At 61.8% G+C, this 16,229-nt stretch carries 13 protein-coding genes; 10 read left to right on the top strand and 3 right to left on the bottom strand.

Annotated features, from left to right (window positions below; translation table 11 throughout):
* Positions 1-84: 84 nt before the first annotated feature.
* On the bottom strand, positions 85-1,491 hold the full coding sequence (gene glnA / locus M1D87_RS24475) for a type I glutamate--ammonia ligase (protein WP_013974575.1): 1,407 nt from the start codon (positions 1,489-1,491) through the stop codon (positions 85-87).
* Positions 1,492-1,961: 470 nt separating this feature from the next.
* On the opposite strand from glnA, the gene thiI reads away from it, so the two are divergent.
* From thiI to M1D87_RS24460, 3 genes are all read left to right on the top strand, one after another.
* The gene (gene thiI / locus M1D87_RS24470) at positions 1,962-3,416 is read left to right on the top strand and encodes a tRNA uracil 4-sulfurtransferase ThiI (protein ID WP_013974574.1); all 1,455 of its coding nucleotides are present in this window, start codon (positions 1,962-1,964) and stop codon (positions 3,414-3,416) included.
* Positions 3,417-3,543: 127 nt separating this feature from the next.
* Positions 3,544-5,364, top strand: coding sequence for a translational GTPase TypA (gene typA, locus M1D87_RS24465; RefSeq protein WP_003259874.1), 1,821 nt, complete (start codon positions 3,544-3,546; stop codon positions 5,362-5,364).
* 191 nt (positions 5,365-5,555) lie between these two features.
* Positions 5,556-6,980 (top strand): PhoPQ-activated pathogenicity-related family protein, encoded by a 1,425-nt coding sequence (locus M1D87_RS24460; protein WP_123085575.1) that lies wholly within the window; start codon positions 5,556-5,558, stop codon positions 6,978-6,980.
* A 151-nt stretch (positions 6,981-7,131) separates the two neighbouring features.
* On the opposite strand, the gene M1D87_RS24455 is transcribed toward M1D87_RS24460, so the two are convergent.
* A complete protein-coding gene (locus M1D87_RS24455; RefSeq protein WP_003259873.1) occupies positions 7,132-7,536 on the bottom strand; it encodes a YkgJ family cysteine cluster protein in 405 nt (134 codons plus the stop codon).
* Positions 7,537-7,720: 184 nt separating this feature from the next.
* On the opposite strand from M1D87_RS24455, the gene M1D87_RS24450 reads away from it, so the two are divergent.
* The 5 genes from M1D87_RS24450 (at position 7,721) to M1D87_RS24430 (ending at position 13,156) form a co-directional block, all read left to right on the top strand.
* Positions 7,721-10,171, top strand: a complete 2,451-nt coding sequence (locus M1D87_RS24450) for a glycogen/starch/alpha-glucan phosphorylase (RefSeq protein WP_038410198.1) — start codon at positions 7,721-7,723, stop codon at positions 10,169-10,171.
* Positions 10,172-10,426: 255 nt separating this feature from the next.
* Positions 10,427-11,437 carry a class 1 fructose-bisphosphatase gene (locus tag M1D87_RS24445; RefSeq protein ID WP_013974568.1) on the top strand — a complete coding sequence of 337 codons (1,011 nt, stop codon included), beginning with the start codon at positions 10,427-10,429 and terminating at the stop codon, positions 11,435-11,437.
* A 3-nt stretch (positions 11,438-11,440) separates the two neighbouring features.
* A complete protein-coding gene (locus M1D87_RS24440) occupies positions 11,441-12,037 on the top strand; it encodes a DUF924 family protein (RefSeq protein ID WP_013974567.1) in 597 nt (198 codons plus the stop codon).
* Positions 12,038-12,332: 295 nt separating this feature from the next.
* Positions 12,333-12,587, top strand: coding sequence for an outer membrane protein assembly factor BamE domain-containing protein (gene bamE, locus M1D87_RS24435; RefSeq protein WP_003249234.1), 255 nt, complete (start codon positions 12,333-12,335; stop codon positions 12,585-12,587).
* Entirely contained in the window at positions 12,584-13,156 is a 573-nt protein-coding gene (locus M1D87_RS24430; protein ID WP_003259870.1) for a lipocalin family protein, read from the top strand. Before bamE ends, M1D87_RS24430 begins: the two co-directional genes overlap by 4 nt.
* 169 nt (positions 13,157-13,325) lie before the next feature.
* Here M1D87_RS24430 and M1D87_RS24425 read toward each other — a convergent pair whose 3' ends face one another.
* Complete coding sequence (locus M1D87_RS24425; RefSeq protein WP_421091506.1) at positions 13,326-14,690, bottom strand: formimidoylglutamate deiminase; 1,365 nt, start codon at positions 14,688-14,690, stop codon at positions 13,326-13,328.
* A gap of 145 nt (positions 14,691-14,835) precedes the next feature.
* Here M1D87_RS24425 and hutC point away from each other — a divergent pair, with 145 nt between their 5' ends.
* Both hutC and M1D87_RS24415 read left to right on the top strand, forming a co-directional pair.
* On the top strand, positions 14,836-15,546 hold the full coding sequence (gene hutC / locus M1D87_RS24420; protein WP_177328633.1) for a histidine utilization repressor: 711 nt from the start codon (positions 14,836-14,838) through the stop codon (positions 15,544-15,546).
* Entirely contained in the window at positions 15,543-16,115 is a 573-nt protein-coding gene (locus M1D87_RS24415; protein ID WP_123085577.1) for a HutD/Ves family protein, read from the top strand. The genes hutC and M1D87_RS24415 overlap by 4 nt, the downstream gene beginning before the upstream one ends.
* The last annotated feature ends 114 nt before the right edge of the window (positions 16,116-16,229 follow it).

Below are 16,229 nucleotides of genomic sequence, written 5' to 3'. Positions count from 1 at the left end.
TCGATGAGGCAGCCACGGAAACGAAAACGGCCTCCCGAAGGAGGCCGTTCGTGATCATGTCATCGGCGTGAGGCGCCGATCAGATCAGCAGCTGTAGTACAGCTCGTATTCCAGCGGGTGAACGAAGGTGCGGACCTTGATTTCTTCTTCGCTCTTCAGCTCGATGAAGGCATCGATGAAGTCGTCGGAGAACACGCCGCCCTTGGTCAGGAACGCACGGCCCTTGTCCAGCTCTTCCAGAGCTTCCTTCAGGCTGCCGCAAACCTGCGGGATGTCCTTGGCCTCTTCAGGCGGCAGGTCGTACAGGTTCTTGTCGGCAGCATCGCCTGGGTGGATCTTGTTCTGGATACCGTCCAGGCCGGCCATCAGCAGGGCCGCGAAGGCCAGGTATGGGTTGGCCGATGGGTCCGGGAAGCGAGCTTCGATACGGCGGGCTTTCGGGCTGCCGACGTAAGGAATACGGATCGAGGCGGAACGGTTGCGAGCCGAGTAGGCCAGCATTACCGGGGCTTCGAAGCCTGGGACCAGACGCTTGTAGGAGTTGGTCGACGGGTTGGTGAAGCCGTTCAGGGCCTTACCGTGCTTGATGATACCGCCGATGAAGTACAGGGCGGTGTCGGACAGGCCGGCATAGCCTTCACCCGAGAAGGTGTTCTTGCCGTCTTTCCAGATCGACATGTGCACGTGCATGCCCGAGCCGTTGTCGCCGTACAGTGGCTTCGGCATGAAGGTGGCGGTGCGGCCGTAGGCGTCGGCAACGTTGTGCACGACGTACTTCAGCGCCTGTACTTCGTCAGCCTTCTTCACCAGGGTGTTGAACTTGACGCCGATTTCGTTCTGGCCGGCAGTCGCCACTTCGTGGTGGTGAACTTCGACGGTCTGGCCCATTTCTTCCAGTGCGTTGCACATGGCAGTACGGATTTCGTGGTCGTGGTCGAACGGCGGAACCGGGAAGTAGCCGCCCTTCACGCCTGGACGGTGGCCTTTGTTGCCGCCTTCCACGTCAGCGCCGGTCATCCACGAGCCTTGCTCGGAGAAGATCTTGAACATCGAGCCGGAGATGTCCGACTGGAACTTCACTTCGTCGAAGATGAAGAACTCTGGCTCCGGGCCTGCGAATACGGTGTCACCGATGCCGGTGCTCTTCAGGTACTCTTCGGCGCGCTTGGCAATGGCGCGAGGGTCACGATCGTAGCCTTGCATGCTCGACGGGTCGACGATGTCGCAGGTGAGGATCAGGGTCGGCTCTTCGGTGAACGGGTCCAGTACGGCAGTTTCGTCGACCGGCATCAGGATCATGTCGGAGGCTTCGATGCCTTTCCAGCCAGCGATGGAGGAACCGTCGAACATCTTGCCGACTTCGAAGAAGTCGTCTTCCAGTGCATCACGCGCCGGCATGGTCACGTGGTGCTGAGTGCCTTTGGTGTCCGTGAAACGCAGATCAATCCACTTGACGTCATGATCTTTGATGAGTTGAACCGACTTCGACATGTTGTCCTCCGGATGGTCTAGAGCGCGGTGGGCCGCTGCCCTGGAAAAAGGGTGTTGCCGGGCGCGGATAGTCGGCCAAGCTTACCTGCCTCACAAGGGAGCAAATTGCATGCCAGTGCCCGAAAATGGCGAGGGCGGGATAAAAGGGGGCGTTTGCGGGCATCTGGGAGTGGGGTGCTGGGGAAAAGTGCACTTTTAAGATGCGAATTTTGGTAGCAGTGCACCAATAGTGTGCATTGCTTGAGTTGTGTGCTTTCTTTGGGGGCCTCATCGCCGGCAAGCCAGCTCCCACAGGTAGGGCGCAGGTCTTGAGGACTGTGGATAGCCTGTGGGAGCTGGCTTGCCGGCGATGAGGCCGGTGCAGGCAATATAAATCCGACCTTCTGTACAAAAGTTGGTCAAATCCTGAGCAATTTCCGCTATAATTCGCGCCCCTCATTTTCGGCAGGCCCTGCGCGCGCTGTTAACCAATGAAACTTATCGTCAAAGTCTTCCCAGAAATCACCATCAAGAGCCGGCCGGTGCGCAAGCGCTTCATCCGCCAGCTCGGCAAGAACATCCGCAACGTGCTCAAGGACCTCGATCCTGAGCTCGTGGTCGATGGTGTCTGGGACAATCTCGAAGTGGTCACCCGCGTCGAAGACGAAAAGGTCCAGCGCGAGATGATCGAGCGCCTCACCTGCACCCCGGGTATCACCCACTTCCTGCAGGTAGAGGAATACCCGCTCGGCGACTTCGATGACATCGTCGCCAAGTGCAAGCAGCACTTCGGCCACCTGCTGGCCGGCAAGCACTTCGCCGTGCGCTGCAAGCGCGGTGGTCACCACGACTTCACCTCGATGGACGTCGACCGTTACGTCGGCAGCCAGCTGCGCCAGCAGTGCGGCGCCGCCGGCATCGAGCTGAAAAACCCGGAAGTCCTGGTGCGCATCGAAATCCGTGACCAGCGCCTGTACGTGATCCATAACCAGCACCAGGGCATCGGCGGCTACCCGCTGGGCGCCCTGGAGCAGACACTGGTACTGATGTCCGGTGGCTTCGACTCCACCGTGGCGGCTTATCAGATGATGCGCCGCGGCCTGATGACCCACTTCTGCTTCTTCAACCTCGGTGGCCGTGCCCACGAGCTGGGCGTGATGGAAGTGGCTCACTACCTGTGGAAGAAGTTCGGCAGCAGCCAGCGCGTGCTGTTCATCAGCGTGCCGTTCGAGGAAGTGGTCGGCGAGATTCTGAACAAGGTCGACAACAGCTACATGGGCGTGACCCTCAAACGCATGATGCTGCGTGGTGCCGCGCACATGGCCGACCGCCTGGAGATCGATGCCCTGGTCACCGGCGAAGCGATTTCCCAGGTGTCCAGCCAGACCTTGCCGAACCTGTCGATCATCGACTCGGCCACCGACAAGCTGGTGCTGCGCCCCCTGCTGGCCAGCCACAAGCAGGACATCATCGACCAGGCCTACGCGATCGGCACTGCCGACTTCGCCAAGCACATGCCAGAATACTGCGGCGTGATCTCGGTAAACCCGACCACCCACGCCAAGCGCCACCGCATGGAGCATGAAGAGAAGCAGTTCGACATGGCCGTGCTGGAGCGCGCCCTGGAACGCGCCCGGTTGATCTCCATCGACCATGTGATCGACGAACTGGGCAAGGACATCGAAATCGAGGAAGTGACCGAGGCGCTGCCCGGCCAGATCGTCATCGACATTCGTCACCCCGATGCCCAGGAAGACGAACCTCTGGTGCTGGACGGTATCGAAGTCCAGGCCATGCCGTTCTATGCCATCAACAGCAAGTTCAAGCAGCTGGATGCCAACCGCCAGTACTTGCTGTATTGCGACAAAGGTGTGATGAGCCGTCTGCACGCACACCACCTGCTCAGTGAGGGACATGCCAATGTGCGTGTTTATCGTCCGGCATAAGACGCCAGGGCTGTATGGCGGCAGCATCCGCCATCGCCCTCCCGACCACCGGGCCCGCTGAGCCTCAAACCGTACATATTCGCCGCCTACACTGGCGGCAACCGAATCCTCTGATCGAGATACAGTTGTGATCGAAAATCTGCGTAACATCGCCATCATCGCCCACGTTGACCATGGTAAAACCACCCTGGTCGACAAACTCCTGCGCCAGTCCGGCACCCTGGAGCGTAACGAGCTCAACGACGAGCGCGTGATGGACTCCAACGACCAGGAAAAAGAGCGCGGCATTACCATCCTGGCGAAAAACACCGCCATCAACTGGAACGGCTACCACATCAACATCGTCGACACCCCCGGCCACGCCGACTTCGGTGGCGAGGTTGAGCGTGTAATGTCGATGGTCGACTCCGTGCTGCTGCTGGTCGATGCCCAGGACGGCCCGATGCCGCAAACCCGCTTCGTGACCAAGAAGGCTTTCGAAGCTGGCCTGAAGCCGATCGTCGTGATCAACAAGGTTGACCGCCCGGGTGCGCGTCCTGACTGGGTTCTGGACCAGATCTTCGACCTGTTCGACAACCTCGGTGCCACCGATGATCAGCTGGACTTCCAGGTTGTCTACGCCTCGGCCCTGAACGGCATCGCCGGTCTGGACCACACCGACATGGCCGAAGACATGACCCCGCTGTACCAGTCGATCGTCGACAACGTACCGGCGCCGAACGTTGACGTCGATGGCCCGTTCCAGATGCAGATCTCCGCTCTGGACTACAACAGCTTCCTCGGTGTTATCGGCGTTGGCCGTATCGCCCGTGGTCGTATCAAGCCGAACACCCCGGTTGTTGCCATCGACACCGAAGGCAAGAAGCGTAACGGCCGTATCCTCAAGCTGATGGGCCACCACGGCCTGCACCGCGTCGACGTTGAAGAAGCCCAGGCTGGCGACATCGTCTGCATCAGCGGTTTCGACGAGCTGTTCATCTCCGACACTCTGTGCGACATGAACAACGTCGAGGCGATGAAGCCACTGACCGTTGACGAGCCGACCGTTTCGATGACCTTCCAGGTCAACGACTCGCCGTTCTGCGGCAAGGAAGGCAAGTTCGTCACCAGCCGTAACATCAAGGAACGTCTGGACAAAGAGCTGCTGTACAACGTTGCACTGCGCGTTGAAGAAGGCGACTCGGCTGACAAGTTCAAGGTTTCCGGCCGTGGTGAGCTGCACCTGTCGGTTCTGATCGAAACCATGCGTCGTGAAGGCTTCGAGATGGCTGTAGGCCGCCCTGAAGTGATCATCCGCGAAGTCAACGGCGTGAAGCAGGAGCCGTTCGAGAACGTCACCATCGACATCCCTGAAGAATCCCAGGGCAAGGTCATGGAAGAAATGGGCCTGCGTAAGGGCGACCTGACCAACATGGCGCCGGATGGCAAAGGCCGTGTACGTCTGGAGTACAACGTACCTGCTCGTGGTCTGATCGGTTTCCGTAACCAGTTCCTGACCCTGACCAACGGTGCTGGCATCCTGACCTCGATCTTCGATCGCTACGACACCATGAAAGCCGGCCAGATGTCCGGTCGTCTGAACGGTGTACTGGTTTCGATCGAGACCGGCAAGGCGCTGACCTACTCGCTGGAAACCCTGCAGGCTCGCGGCAAGCTGTTCATCGAGCACGGCCAGGACATCTACAACGGTCAGATCATCGGCCTGAACAGCCGTGACAACGACCTGGGCGTGAACCCGACCAAAGGCAAGAAGCTCGACAACATGCGTGCTTCGGGCAAAGACGAAGTCATCGCCCTGGTACCGCCGGTTCGCCACACCCTGGAACAGGCCCTGGAATTCATCCAGGACGACGAGCTGTGCGAAGTGACTCCGAAGTCGATCCGCCTGCGCAAGAAGATCCTGGACGAAGGCGAGCGTACCCGCGCTGCCAAGAAAGCCAAAGCTTGATCGTCTAGCTTGAGCTGAAACGAAAACGCCCCCGGTCGAAAGGCCGGGGGCGTTTTTGTTTGTCTGACGCAGGTTTTTGTAGGTGATATCTCAAGCTGATGTAGGTGGCATCTTTCACGGCCTTTTGCGACTTGTGCGCGCTTGTTGTGATGCATAGCGTGAAGTGCTTTCTCGAAGCAGGAAGCATGCACATGAATTACCGTTTAGCGCTGGCCATCCCCTGCCTGATGGCTGGCTTGCAGGCTTGCACCCTGCAGGATTGTGCCAGCCTGCGTCCGCAGGATGTTGTCCAGTGCCATATTGGCAAGGTGCGTCAGGCACCCTTGGAAGCCGTATTGCTCGAGCAAGCCTCCGAGCCTGGGTATGCGTTCCGTCGCTTGCAGATGGTTTCGCAGGTTTGGGAACCAGCGCCGGTGGTTGAGCCGCGCCGCTGGGAGCATGATGTCGAGCTGCATATCCCGCACAATGCCGTGCCCGGCAAAGCCTTGCTGGTGGTGAACAACGGTGTACGGTTCGGACCGGCGCAAACCCCGGACTATACCCGCGAGGCATTGCGCGAAGTCGCCCTCAAGGCACGGATGGCCGTGGTCATGATCAGCGATGTGCCCAATCAGTACGTGACCTTCAACGATAACGAGAAGCCCTTGCGCGAGGATGACGCCGTGGCCCATACCTGGGCTCATGCGCTTCGCGGCGCCGCGCCGGAATTGCCACTGCACGTGCCGATGGCCGCGGCGGCAAGCCGGGCGATGGATCTGGCCGAGCAAGAGCTGGCAGGGCAAGGGCTCACGGTGGACCGCTTCATTATCACGGGTGCCTCCAAGCGCGGCTGGAGCGCATGGCTCACGGCATTGGCCGATGAGCGGGTGATGGCCATCGTGCCCAGTGTGATCGACGTCGCGGATACTTCGGACATGCTGGCCGGATTGCGCAAGCGCTATGGTGGTCACTGGCCCCTGGCGCTGGGTTCCTACCAGCAGGCTGGTGTCCTGCAACAGCTGGGCACCCCGGCTTTCGAGCAGCTGATGGCGATGATGGACCCGATGCAGTACCTGAACGAGAAAAGGCAGCGTCTGGCCATTCCCAAGTACTTGGTGTCCGCCAGTGGTGACGATTTCTTCGCCCCTGACCCGGTCACCGATTATCAGCAGCGCCTGCCGGGTCAGACCAGCCTCAGGGTATTGCCGAACTCCGACCATGGCGGGGTGCGTCAAGCGGTAGTCAGTACCTTGGTACCTGCGGTGTCGCGCTTGCGCGATGGGGCCCCTCTGCCAAGCGTGCAGGTGTCGCCGAACGGGCAAGGCGGGCAGATGAGCGTCGAATTCTCCGAGCCGCCAGTGGCGGTTAAGGTCTGGACGGCGAGTAACAGCCAGGACCGCGACTTCCGTTTTGCCTGCGGGGTGCGCTACCAATCCGAGACGCTCGCTCCCATGCAGAGTTTCACCCTGCAGCGCACGCCGCCGGCGGTGGGATGGCAGGCGCAGTTCGTCGAAGCGAAGTTTGCTGATGGCTTTATCGCGACCAGCCCGGTCAGCGTGCTGCCGCAGACCTATCCCGAACATCCACCGGCGGAGCAGGGTGGTGCGTGCAGGAGCTTTCCCTCTGGCGGAAAGTAGAAATCTGGCTTGGCACATAATTGGCCAGCAGTGGCCGCTTTGCGGCCCTTCGCGGGCTTGCCCGCTCCCACAGGTGTGTCGCTGAACCCATGATTTGCGCGCCCCTTGTGGGAGCGGGCAAGCCCGCGAAGAGGCCCTTGAAGGCTAGCGATCAGCGCCCGACCACCTTGGGCTTGTACGCACAATAACCTGGCCGCGGCCCGACCTTGGGGTGGTTGCGGCAAGTATCCGGCCGCTTGTCATAAATGGTGCACAGCCGGCTTTTACGATCCAGATACAGGCAGTCATCATTGCTCATCCGGGTCAGGGTGAAGATCCCCGACTTCTGGTTGAAGCGTTCGATGATGCCGTCCTTCTGCAGGCGCTTGGCGATGTTCTTCGGCGGTTCGTCTTTCTCGAACTCGTCGACCACACCGATACGGATCAGATCCTTGATCTTCACCTCCACCGGCAGGGTGCAGCAGGTCGAATGGCAGCCATGGCACATGTTGCTGGTGTAGCGCTGCCAGGTCTCCAGGCGGTCGACTTCGGCTGCGGCGATCAGGGTCGTTTTCATCTTTATGGGGTGTATCACGGTCTTGGGGCGCGCGATGATACCGGAATTGTTCAATTTATGAACAACCTTTTGCCGGAATCGCAAAGTGGGCATGAAAACTGCGAACGCTAACTGTCACTCCCTGTCGAAGGGTCTAGGCTCAACAGTCTCCCTCCGTTTTCGTCAACTTGCCCGAGGATGCCGCATGTCCCAGGAACCCAAAGCTCGTGACGCCGAGGTGGCCGAATTTCGCGCCGCTGTACTGGACAAGCTGACCTACGCGGTTGGCAAGGACCCAGAGCACGCCTTCGACCACGACTGGTTCGAGGCCATCGCCCTGGCCGCGCGCGATCACATGGTCGATCACTGGATGGACCACACCCGCCAGGCGTATCGCCGCAGCCAGAAGCGGGTCTATTACCTTTCTCTCGAATTCCTCATCGGCCGGCTGCTGTATGACAGCCTGAGCAACCTGGGCCTGCTCGACATTGCCCGCGACGCATTGGAAGGGCTGAACGTGGACCTGGAGCGCATTCGCCTGCTCGAGCCCGATGCTGCGCTGGGCAACGGTGGCCTGGGCCGCCTGGCGGCGTGCTTCATGGAGAGCATGTCGACCCTGGGCATCGCTGCTCACGGTTATGGCATCCGCTATGAGCACGGGCTGTTCCGTCAGGCCATGGTCGATGGCTGGCAGCAGGAGCAGACCGAGAACTGGCTCGACTTCGGCAACCCCTGGGAGTTCGAGCGCGCCGAGGTGATCTACCCCATCAGCTTTGGCGGCAGCGTCGAAACGGTGCACGACACCCACGGCCAGCAGCGTCAGGTGTGGTGGCCGGGCGAGACCGTGCGGGCGGTGGCCTACGATACCCCGGTGGTCGGTTGGCGCGGGGCCAGCGTCAATACCCTGCGCCTGTGGCGTGCGCGGGCGCTGGAAGAGCTGCACCTGGAACGCTTCAATGCCGGCGACCACCTGGGCGCGGTGGCCGAGGTGGCACGGGCCGAAAGCATTTCGCGGGTGCTGTACCCGGCCGACAGCACCGAGGCGGGCCAGGAACTGCGCCTGCGCCAGGAATACTTCTTCGTCTCGGCTTCGTTGCAGGACCTGCTGCGCCGCCATCTGAACATGCACGACAACCTGCTCAACCTGCCGGATGCGGCGGCCATCCAGCTCAACGACACCCACCCGTCGATCGCCGTGGCCGAGCTGATGCGCCTGCTGGTCGACCAGCATGAGATCCCTTGGGATACCGCCTGGGAGCTGACCGTCGGCACCCTGGCCTACACCAACCACACCTTGCTGCCCGAAGCCCTGGAAACCTGGCCGGTGGCGCTGATGGAACGCATGCTGCCGCGGCACATGCAGATCATCTACCTGATCAACGCCTACCACATCGACGCGCTGCGGGCGAAAGGCCTGCACGACTTCGACGTGTTGCGGGCTGTGTCGTTGATCGAGGAAGACAATGGCCGCCGGGTGCGCATGGGCAACCTGGCGTTCCTCGGCTCGCACAGCGTCAACGGTGTGTCGGCGCTGCACAGCAAGCTGATGAAAAGCACGGTGTTCGCCGAGCTGCACAAGCTCTACCCGCAACGGATCAACAACAAGACCAATGGCATTACTTTCCGCCGCTGGCTGTACCAGTCCAACCCGCAGCTGACCGCGATGCTGATCGAGGCGCTGGGCCCTGAGCTGCTGGACGACCCCGAAGGACGCCTGGCCAATCTGGTACCGTTCGCCGACAAGAGCGGTTTCCGCAAGCAGTTCGCCGCGCAGCGCCTGCACAGCAAGCGTGCCCTGGCCAGCATCATCCAGGACCGCCTGGGCGTTACGGTGAACCCCGAGGCGTTGTTCGACGTGCAGGTCAAGCGCATCCACGAATACAAGCGCCAGTTGCTCAACCTGCTGCACACCGTGGCGTTGTACCAGGCCATGCGCAACGACCCCGGTACCGACTGGGTGCCGCGGGTGAAGATCTTCGCCGGCAAGGCCGCGGCCAGCTATCACCAGGCCAAGCTGATCATCAAGCTGGCCAACGACATCGCCCGGGTGGTGAACAACGACCCCACCGTGCGCGGCCTGCTGAAGGTGGTGTTCCTGCCCAACTACAACGTCAGTCTGGCTGAAAGCATCATCCCGGCGGCGGACCTTTCCGAGCAGATTTCCACCGCCGGTTACGAAGCGTCCGGCACCAGCAACATGAAGTTCGGCCTGAACGGCGCGTTGACCATCGGTACCCTGGATGGTGCCAATGTCGAGATGAGCGAGCAGGTGGGTACCGAAAACATGTTCATCTTCGGCCTTACCGCGCAGCAGGTGGAGGCCAGGCGGCGCGACGGTGACTTTGGCGCCAGTGCGGCGATTGCCGCGTCCAGCCGCCTGAACGATGTGTTGCAGGCTGTTCGCAGCGGGGTGTTCTCACCGGACGACCCGTCGCGCTACAGCGCGCTGATCGACGGGCTGGTGGCTCATGACCGCTTCCTGGTGTGTGCCGATTTCGATGCCTACTGGGATGCCCAGCGACGGGTCGAGGAGCTGTGGCACACGCCGCAGGAATGGTGGCGCATGGCGGTGCTGAATACCGCGCGGATGGGCTGGTTCTCCTCGGACCGGACCATTCGGGAATATGCCAGCGAGATCTGGAAGGCTCTGGATTGAGGTAAGCCTGTGCCGGCCTTTTCGTGGGCACGCCCGCTCCCCCAGGATTTGCACAACCTTGGAAATCTTGTGCAGTCCCTGTGGGAGCGGGCGTGCCCGCGAATGGGCCCACAACCAGACCACCGGCCTGGCGCGCGCTGAACTACCGACCTATTGTGCCGTCTGAGAGCCGTTGCGAGTCTCATCACTCGCTAGCCTGCAACTCTCCCTGTAAACTGCGGGGGTTTTTCTCCCCCAATCCTTTCGGAGCCATACATGTCCCGCGTTACCCTTAGTCGCTATCTGATTGAGCAGACCCGCAGCAACAATACCCCTGCCGATCTGCGCTTCCTGATCGAAGTGGTGGCGCGTGCGTGCAAGGAAATCAGCCATCACGTGTCCAAAGGCGCCCTCGGTGGCGTGCTGGGCAGCATGGGCACTGAAAACGTGCAGGGCGAAGTCCAGAAGAAACTGGACGTGATTTCCAACGATATCCTGCTGGAAGCCAACGAGTGGGGCGGCCACCTGGCCGGCATGGCTTCCGAAGAAATGGACAACGCCTACCAGATCCCGGGCAAGTACCCGAAAGGCGCCTACCTGCTGGTATTCGACCCGCTGGACGGCTCGTCCAACATTGACGTCAACGTTTCGGTCGGCACCATCTTCTCGGTACTGCGTTGCCCTAACGAATACCTGAGCCAGAACGAAACCCTGAACGAAAAAGCCTTCCTGCAACCAGGCACCCAGCAGGTCGCCGCCGGTTACGCCATCTACGGCCCGCAGACCATGCTGATCCTGACCCTGGGCAACGGCGTCAAGGGCTTCACCCTGGACCGCGAACTGGGCAGCTTCGTCCTCACCCACGAAAACATTCGCGTGCCGGAAACTACCGCAGAATTCGCCATCAACATGTCCAACCAGCGCCACTGGGAAGCCCCGGTTCAGCGTTACGTGGGCGAACTGCTGGCAGGCGAGACCGGCCCGCTGAAGAAAAACTACAACATGCGCTGGATCGCCTCGATGGTGGCCGACGTACACCGCATCCTGACCCGTGGCGGCCTGTTCATGTACCCACGTGACGCCCGCGAACCGAGCAAGCCGGGCAAGCTGCGCCTGATGTACGAAGCCAACCCGATGTCCTTCATCATCGAACAGGCCGGCGGCGCCTCCACCAACGGTTACGATCGCATCCTCGACATCCAGCCAGAAAGCCTGCACCAGCGTGTGTCGGTAATCCTCGGCTCGAAGGAAGAGGTCGAGCGCGTCACCGCCTACCACAAGGAGTAAGTCATGCTCGCACCTTGGCAGCCGTTGCTGGAGTGGTGGTTCGGTTGGGGCACCAGTCCCCAGGCCGTGGCTGACGAGAAGAGCACGCTGTGGTTCGGCAAGCATCATGATGCCGACGCCCATGCGCTGTTTGGCGACCTGGTCGAGCATGCCCTGGCGGGTGGGCTCGACGAGTGGCAGCAAAGCCCGCAGGGCTGGCTGGGCCTGCTGATCCTGCTGGACCAGTTGCCGCGCATGATCTACCGCGACACGCCGCGTGCCTTCGAGGGCGACCGGCGTGCCCAGGTGGTGGCGATGCAGGGTTTGCAGAAGAACTGGGATTACCAGCTGCTGCCGATACAGCGGGTGTTCGTGCTGCTGGTTCTGGAACATGCCGAAGTGCTGGACTGGCAGAACCTGTGCGTCGAGCGCTACCAGGTGCTGCTGGACGAGCAACCCGAAGCCAACCGCCGGTTGTTCGAAGGCTTTCTCGACTATGCCGAGCAGCACCAGCGGGTAATTGCCCGTTTCGGGCGCTTCCCGCACCGCAATCTGGTGCTGGAGCGGCCGAGTACCAGCGAAGAGATGGACTTTTTGCTGGAGCCTGGGTCCAGGTTCTGATTCCAGGGTTGTCGGGATCGTTGTAGGAGCAGCCTTGTGCTGCGAAGTGTCCCTCGCTGCCCATGCATCCCTGTTGGCCTTACCGGCCCTTTCGCAGCACAAGGCTGCTCCTACAGTACGTAGGGGCGGCCTTTTTGTTTGGGCGGGATAATTCTTTGTGATTAATCGCACAGTAGTGGCCATCCGACCAATGGCGTAGGGGTAGAGGAGGGGGAGCAGGGAACCTGGGAGGGTTTTTACCGTCGAAGGTCACTGCAGGCCACTCGCCTGTATCCCCTCTCCAGGAGTGTCCTTCATGTCGTTGCGTTCCCTCGCCCTGTTGTCGCTGTGCGTCGTCCTGACTGCCTGCAGCAAGATCAATCAGGAAAACTATTCCAAGATCAAGGCCGGTATGAACAAGGCCGAGGTCGAGCAGCTGCTCGGCACGCCGACCGAGTGCTCTGGCGCGCTGGGGATGAGCAGCTGCACCTGGGGGGACGAGAAGAGCTTCATCAGTGTGCAGTACGCGGCTGACAAGGTGCTCATGTATTCAGGGCAGGGTCTCAAATGAGGCGCGTGTATCTGCTGATGGGGGTATGCCTGGCGTTGCTGCTGGGCGGTTGTGCCGGCTCCGTACACGACCCGCTGGCGCCGAAGACCGCGGGCAACATCGACCTCAAGCGCTACCAGGGCAAGTGGTACGAACTGGCGCGCCTGCCAATGCGCTACCAGACCGGCTGTGAGCAGTCCGAAGCGCACTACAACCTCAGGCTCGATGGTAGCCTCGGCGTGCTCAACCGCTGCCGCACCATGGGTGACGAATGGCTGCGCGCCGAAGGGCATGCGAACATCCAGGAGCCAGGGCACACCGACAAGTTGTGGGTCGAGTTCGACAACTGGTTCACCAAACTGGTGCCAGGGGTGGCGAGGGGCGAGTACTGGATTCTGTATGTGGATGATCGCTATCGCACGGCGGTGGTCGGCAGCCCGGACCGCAAGCACTTGTGGCTGCTGTCGCGTACGCCGACGCTACCAGCCTGGGAGCGCGAGAACCTGATGTCCAAGGCCCGGCAGCAGGGTTATGACACCAGCCGGCTGATCTGGCGCGCGTCGGACCAGCAAATCGTCAAGATGCACTGAGGTTCAGAGTAGTTGTGGGTGTGAGCCTACTCGCAACCGCGATGTATGGCACCGGCTTCGCCGGTGTTCGCGGGTAAACCCGCTCCCACAGGTACTGCACCGCATCTGATTTCAGCGCCTGACCTGTGGGAGCGGGTTCACCCGCGAATGCGATAGAACTGCCGGCAGATCAGCCCAAAAGCTGCCGCAGTACTTTGGCAAACGCCAGCGCGCTTTGCTCTTCCTGCGCATGCCGCCCCTGGCGCACCACCCACTGCCCATTCACCATCACATCCCGCACCTGGCGATCGCCGCCGGCAAACAGCCAGCGGTTGAGAATCGCATCCCCAACGGCCATGGCGATGTAAGGGTCCTGCCCATCGAGCACCAGCCAGTCGGCGCGCTTGCCCACGGCCAGTTCCCCGACCGCCTGGCCCAGCGCCTGCGCACCGCCCGCCAGAGCCGCGTCATACAACGTCCGCCCGACCATCGGCTGGTCGCCGCGATACAGGCGGTTACGCCGCTGGTCGCGCAGCCGCTGGCCGTATTCCAGCCAGCGCAGTTCTTCCACCACGCTCAGCGACACATGGCTGTCCGAACCAATGCCCATGCGCCCACCCTGTGCCAGATAGTCCACTGCCGGGAAAATCCCGTCGCCCAGGTTGGCCTCGGTGGTCAGGCAAAGCCCGGCTACCGCGCCGCTACGGGCCATGGCGGTGACTTCATCCGGCTCTGCGTGGGTTGCGTGCACCAGGCACCAGCGCGGGTCCACATCCACATGTTCGTACAACCAGTGCAACGGGCGCAGGCCGCTCCAGGCCAGGCAGTCGTCGACTTCCTTCTGCTGCTCGGCGATATGGATATGCACCGGGCACTGTTTGTCGCTGGCTGCCAGCACTTCGGCGATCTGCCCGGGCGTCACCGCGCGCAGCGAATGGAAGCACAGACCCAGTTGCTGCGCGGGTTGCGCGGCCAGCAGCGGGGCCAGCTGCGCTTGCAGTTGCAGGTACTGTTCAGTGGAATTTATGAAGCGCCGTTGCCCGTCATTCGGGGCTTGGCCGCCGAAGCCTGCGTGGCTGTATAGCACCGGCAGCAAGGTCAGGCCAATGCCGCTGTCGGCTGCAGCCGCACTGATGCGGTGAGACAGTTCGGCCGGGTCGGCGTAGGCCCTGCCGGCCTGGTCATGGTGCACGTAGTGGAACTCGGCGACCGAGGTATAGCCGGCCTTGAGCATTTCGATGTACAGCTGGCGGGCGATGACCTGAAGCTGCTCCGGACTGATCTGGCCGACCAGGCGGTACATCAGGTCGCGCCAGGTCCAGAAACTGTCGTTGGGGTTGCCGGCGACTTCCGCCAGCCCTGCCATTGCGCGCTGGAAAGCATGCGAGTGCAGATTGGGCATGCCGGGCAGCAGCGGGCCGGCCAGCCGCTCGGCGCCTTTGGCCGAGGCGCCCGACTCGATGCGGGCCACATGGCCATCGCTGGTGACCTCGATGCGGACATGGCTGGCCCAGCCCGTGGGCAGCAGGGCGCGTTCGGCGAAGTAGGCGGACATCGGTAAAAATCCTGTTATTGTTAACTTGTATATACATATACAGGCGTTTGCCTGCCGGGTAAACTGCGGCAAGCTACCGCTCATTCCATTTGCACAAGGATCCAACGCCGTGCCGACACCTCCTGTCTCCGCGCTGGTTGCCCAGATGGGCGAGGGCCCGGCTCCGCTGTACGCCCGGGTCAAACAGATGATCATCCAGCAGATCGACAACGGCAGCTGGCCACCGCATCACCGGGTACCCTCGGAGAGCGAACTGGTCAGCGAGCTGGGCTTCAGCCGCATGACCATCAATCGCGCCCTGCGCGAGCTCACTGCCGAAGGCCTGCTGGTGCGCATGCAAGGGGTCGGTACCTTCGTGGCCGAGCCCAAGGGGCGTTCGGCGCTGTTCGAGGTCAACAACATTGCCGACGAAATTGCCGCGCGAGGCCACCAGCATAGCTGCCAGGTGATCACCCTCACCGAGGAAACGGCCGGTTCCGAGCGGGCCCTGGCCCTGGACATGCGCGAAGGCCAGCGAGTGTTCCACTCGCTGATCGTGCATTTCGAGAACGGCCTGCCGGTGCAGATCGAGGACCGCTACGTCAATGCGGCGATTGCCCCCGACTACCTCAAGCAGGACTTCACCCGGCAGACGCCATACGCCTACCTGTCGCAGGTGGCGCCGCTGACCGAGGGTGAGCACGTGGTAGAGGCAATCCTGGCCGAGCCGGAAGAATGCCGCCTGTTGCAGATCGAGCGGGGCGAGCCCTGCCTGCTGATCCGCCGTCGCACCTGGTCCGGCCGCCAGCCGGTGACCGCCGCGCGGCTGATCCACCCCGGTTCCCGTCATCGCCTGGAAGGACGTTTCAGTAAATGAGTCAGCTGCAGTTGTTGCGTGCGCAGGGCTACCCGCGCATGCCGTGGAAGAACGGTGGCGGTTTCACCGAAGAGATCACCCGCGACAGTGGCGAAGGCCTGGACGGCTTTGGCTGGCGCTTGTCGATTGCCGATATCGAGGAGTCCGGTGGCTTTTCCGCCTTCGCCGGCTACCAGCGAATCATCACCGTGTTGCAGGGCGACGGCATGCGCCTGCTGGTCGACGGCCAGGCCAGCCGGCCGTTGCTGCCTTTCGATGCCTTTGCCTTCAGTGGCGAGAGCCAGGTCAGCTGCAAGCTGCTGGGCGGGGCGATCCGCGATTTCAACCTGATCTACGCACCGCAGCGCTACCGGGCACGGTTGCAGTGGTTCGATGGCACCAGCCGTTTGTACAGTTCAGCGACGACGGTGTTGCTGTTCGCTGCCAGCAGCCAGGTCGAGGTGGGTATTGCCGGGCGTGAGACGCAGCGGTTGGGGTTGTATGACTGCTTGCGGCTGGAGGGCAATGACCAGTTGTTGGGGTTGGATGTGCAGGGGCGGTTCTGCCTGATCGAACTCGTTTCACGTTGAAATAGCCGGGGGCTGCTGCGCAGCCCTTCGCGGGCTTGCCCGCTCCCACAGGTACAGCGCACGCCTTGAAGGCAGTGGAGCTCTCTGTGGGAGCGGGCAAGCCCGCGAAGGGCC

The sequence above is a fragment of the Pseudomonas sp. SA233 genome (genome assembly GCF_054792385.1).
The sequence above is the reverse complement of the archived record's forward strand: the minus strand, read 5'-3'. Positions and strand labels throughout refer to the sequence as shown.

Excerpts from the sequence above, each read along its gene's own strand:
- glnA (WP_013974575.1), bottom strand. The coding sequence starts at position 1,491 with ATGTCGAAGTCGGTTCAACTCATCAAAGATCATGACGTCAAGTGGATT.
- thiI (WP_013974574.1), top strand. The coding sequence starts at position 1,962 with ATGAAACTTATCGTCAAAGTCTTCCCAGAAATCACCATCAAGAGCCGG.
- M1D87_RS24460 (WP_123085575.1), top strand. The coding sequence starts at position 5,556 with ATGAATTACCGTTTAGCGCTGGCCATCCCCTGCCTGATGGCTGGCTTG.
- M1D87_RS24455 (WP_003259873.1), bottom strand. The coding sequence starts at position 7,536 with ATGAAAACGACCCTGATCGCCGCAGCCGAAGTCGACCGCCTGGAGACC.
- M1D87_RS24450 (WP_038410198.1), top strand. The coding sequence starts at position 7,721 with ATGTCCCAGGAACCCAAAGCTCGTGACGCCGAGGTGGCCGAATTTCGC.
- M1D87_RS24445 (WP_013974568.1), top strand. The coding sequence starts at position 10,427 with ATGTCCCGCGTTACCCTTAGTCGCTATCTGATTGAGCAGACCCGCAGC.
- M1D87_RS24440 (WP_013974567.1), top strand. The coding sequence starts at position 11,441 with ATGCTCGCACCTTGGCAGCCGTTGCTGGAGTGGTGGTTCGGTTGGGGC.
- bamE (WP_003249234.1), top strand. The coding sequence starts at position 12,333 with ATGTCGTTGCGTTCCCTCGCCCTGTTGTCGCTGTGCGTCGTCCTGACT.
- M1D87_RS24430 (WP_003259870.1), top strand. The coding sequence starts at position 12,584 with ATGAGGCGCGTGTATCTGCTGATGGGGGTATGCCTGGCGTTGCTGCTG.
- M1D87_RS24425 (WP_421091506.1), bottom strand. The coding sequence starts at position 14,690 with ATGTCCGCCTACTTCGCCGAACGCGCCCTGCTGCCCACGGGCTGGGCC.
- hutC (WP_177328633.1), top strand. The coding sequence starts at position 14,836 with ATGGGCGAGGGCCCGGCTCCGCTGTACGCCCGGGTCAAACAGATGATC.
- M1D87_RS24415 (WP_123085577.1), top strand. The coding sequence starts at position 15,543 with ATGAGTCAGCTGCAGTTGTTGCGTGCGCAGGGCTACCCGCGCATGCCG.